Origin of the sequence: Mesorhizobium sp. (genome assembly GCF_005063415.1) — a bacterium.
Lineage (GTDB): Bacteria > Pseudomonadota > Alphaproteobacteria > Rhizobiales > Rhizobiaceae > Mesorhizobium.
This window is the reverse complement of sequence record NZ_SUEG01000318.1, coordinates 1-311: the sequence shown is the minus strand read 5'-3', so window position 1 is coordinate 311 and position 311 is coordinate 1. Positions and strand designations below refer to the sequence as shown.

Below are 311 nucleotides of genomic sequence, written 5' to 3'. Positions count from 1 at the left end.
CAAAGCCGCCCTGCTCGAAGCGCATCCCTTCCCACTTGTTGGAAAGCGGCTTGGCGAAGCGGTTGGAAATGTCCTTCTGGTTTTCCGAGAGAACGTTGACCGTGTAACTGGCAGCCTTCTGCCAGAGCGGCAGGCTGGCTGAACGACGATCGATGCTGAACAGGACGAGGGGCGGGTCAAGCGACAACGAGTTGAACGAGCTCATCGTCATGCCGAGTTGCTCGCCATCGGCCAGACAGGTGACGACGCAGACGCCGGTCGGAAACTGTGCCAGCGCCTGCCGGAACGCGCGCACGTCGAAAGCAGTTTCC

General features: G+C 60.8%; 1 protein-coding gene. It reads right to left on the bottom strand.

All coding sequences use genetic code 11. The features are described from left to right. On the bottom strand, positions 1–295 hold a 295-nt coding region (locus E5W70_RS32250; protein WP_292665386.1), incomplete at its 3' end, for a flavin reductase family protein. Positions 296–311: the final 16 nt, after the last annotated feature.